The 2,127-nt window shown below is 68.3% G+C and carries 1 protein-coding gene; it reads right to left on the reverse strand.

Annotated features, from left to right (window positions below; all coding sequences use genetic code 11):
• Positions 1-68 precede the first annotated feature (68 nt).
• On the reverse strand, positions 69-1,991 hold the full coding sequence (locus tag BP26_RS0122465) for an acetyl-CoA hydrolase/transferase C-terminal domain-containing protein (RefSeq protein ID WP_029922796.1): 1,923 nt from the start codon (positions 1,989-1,991) through the stop codon (positions 69-71).
• Positions 1,992-2,127: the final 136 nt, after the last annotated feature.

Below are 2,127 nucleotides of genomic sequence, written 5' to 3' on the forward strand. Positions count from 1 at the left end.
GGGGGGCAACGGCAGGGCTTGGAATTGATCAGAGGCTCCCTAGGGCCTGGCGCTGCCCCGGCGCCCGATTACAAGCGATAGGCGGCGCGCACCAGGCGCGCCAGCAGCATCTCGCGTCCACCCGCCGGCCGCCCCAGTTGCAGATGCTGCAGGGCCGCGGCGACCTCCGCTTGCGATGCGGCGGCCGGCGCCGCCAGTGCGCGCAGCAGTTTCAGCCTGCCGCTCCAGCTCTGTCCTGCGCCCTGCAATTTCTTCAGCCGCCCGGCCAGGGTCAGCTCCGCCTCGTTCAGATCGCAGCCGAAGGGTAGCGCAGGCAGGCGGCCGGACTGCTGGTGCGGCGCCAGCGCCCGGGCGACGCGCTGCGGCAGGTTGGCGCGCTGCGCTTCGGGGATGCGGTAGTCCTGCGCCAGTTTGCCGGCGCGTTGCGCCTCGCGCATCAGGCTGTCCTGGAAGCGGCTGTCGGCGATGGCCAGCAGGGCCTTGATGCACTCGCTGTCGGTGCGGCCGCGCAGATCGGCGACGCCGTACTCGGTGACGTAGACGTCGCGCATGTGGCGCGGCACGGTGGCGTGGGGGAATTCCCATACCACATTCGACTCCAGCTTCTTGCCGGCGCCGCGGGTGGCGCGCAGCAGCAGGATGGAGCGCCCTTCCGGCAGCTGGTGCGCCATCGAGACGAAATCGAACTGGCCGCCGACGCCGGACACCACCTGGCCATCGCGCACCTGGTCGGAGATCGCCGCGCCGAGCAGGGTTACCTTCATGGTGATGTTGATGAAACGCGGGTGGCGGCGCTGCAGGCGCTCCAGGCGGTAGTGGGTGTAAATGCGGTTGACCTCGGCCACGCTGGTCATGTCGATCAGCGCGCGGCGGTCTTCGGGCAGCTCGCGCAGACGGCGGTAGAAATCCGCCGGCCCGAGGAAGAAAGCGCCCTGCAGCACGGTGCCGCCGGCCTGCTCCGCCGCGCTGGCGCCGCCCTCGTTGACGCGTTGCTGCACTTCCGCGTCCTCGTGCACGTGGCGGCGTACGATGCCGTCCTCGAACAGGGTGAACAGCGGATTGGAGATCAGCTCGCTGGCGACATACAGGCCCTGCTCGAAACGACCGCGCCCGCCCATGGCCTCGGCTTGCGCATCGGCACCGAGCGCGTCGAGCACTTCCCCGTAGCCGTCGTTATCGCGCTCGCGCAGGCGCAGCGCATGGCAGGCGGCGTCGCCCAGCGCGCCGATGCCGACCTGCAAAGTGCCGCCGTCGCGCACCAGGCTGCTGGCGCGGAAGCCGATGGCCCAGTCGGCGGTGGCGACCGGCTCGTGCGGCACCGCGAAGGGCGCATGGTCCAGCATCGGATCGTCGACGATGAAGTCGAAGAAATCCTCGCCCACTTCGGCGCGGTTGCCGAGCCAGGGCATCGCGCGGTTGACCTGGGCGCAGAACAGCCAGGGGCGGTCCAGTTCCAGCATCATCGGCTGCAACTGCAGGGTCACATCCGGGTTGCTCGACAGGCTGAGTCGGCGGCGGCCGCCCTCTTCGCGCAGCGAGACCGATTGCAGCAGCAGGTTGACGCCGCGGCCGATCATGTCGCGCGCGACGTGGGTGTAGTTGCTGCTGATGTAGTTCTGCTGCGAGTCGGGGTTGTGCAGCTGCGAGCCGGACTGCATGTAGAACTCGATCACCCGCACATTGGGCGGCAGGCGCCGGGCTACCAGGTCGTCGACATATTCCAGCCGCGGGTAGCCGGGCCAGACGCGCGCGCGCACCGGCTTGAGGAAACGCTCTTCCAGTTCCGACTTGCCGATCGGCGGGTTCAGGCACAGCGCGGTGACGAGGTCGAGCTGGATCGAGGGATCGGCCTTGGCGCGGCGGTACAGGGCGTTGAGCAGGGCATTGGGCTTGCCGATGCCCAGGGGCGTGCCCAGCACGATACGCTTGCCCAGCTTTTCCAGGATGGCATCGACGCAGGCATCGCAACTCTGGACACGGCGACCTTTCAAGACAGACTCCCTGCGGTAGTGGGCATGAGGCCGAAAATGGCATGGCTGCCCATGTTAACAAGCGCCCCTAAGAGCCTGTAACAGAATGAATCGCGCCTGCGACGGCGGTCATTTTTGCGCAGTGCAAGTCGGACAG

Origin of the sequence: Nevskia soli DSM 19509 (assembly GCF_000711955.1) — a bacterium.
Lineage (GTDB): Bacteria > Pseudomonadota > Gammaproteobacteria > Nevskiales > Nevskiaceae > Nevskia > Nevskia soli.